This is a genomic window from Rhizobium ecuadorense (assembly GCF_001187535.1).
Lineage (GTDB): Bacteria > Pseudomonadota > Alphaproteobacteria > Rhizobiales > Rhizobiaceae > Rhizobium > Rhizobium ecuadorense.
Window position 1 is genome coordinate 1 of record NZ_LFIO01000019.1, and the last position, 528, is coordinate 528.

Genomic DNA, 528 nt, shown 5'->3' on the forward strand with positions numbered 1-528 from the left:
TTTCCAACCATGGTGAGACCGCCGAGGGCTTTGCCCCGAGCAAGGGCGTGCAGGGCCCCGCCCTGCGCTTGGCGAATGCCGCGCCGACCGGGCCGGTGACGCTGAAGGACGGAAAGACCACCGTCGAAATCCTGTTTTCACCCAACACCAAGGCGCCGAGCAAGAACAAGACTTCACCGACACCCGTCGATCTCAGCCGCGTCTATTCGCTGATGGAGCATGCCGACAGCGCCATCCTGTTCCTCACCTTCTATCCCGGTGTGCGCGGCGAACAGAACGTCATCGGCCAGGCAGCGGAGCTTGCCGTCAAGCGACCGGACCTGCTCGTCCAGGGCGCGATCAGCAATCCGGCAGCACTGCCGCCGGCAAAACCCGGTGAACCCACAACCTATGTCCATCAGCCGGGTGGCGAGGTCAGGGACCTGCCGCAGCGGGCGATCTGGTGGCCGGACGGCGATACCGGCCGTGTCGTCATGGTGCGCGCAGCGGCCATCTCCGCCCAGTTCGGCGATCTTCGTCCCGAATTGC

1 pseudogene is annotated in these 528 nt (G+C 65.3%); it reads left to right on the forward strand.

The window, feature by feature from the left end:
• Positions 1-528, forward strand: a pseudogene (locus tag AF337_RS00065) (phospholipase D-like domain-containing protein); the annotation flags it as partial.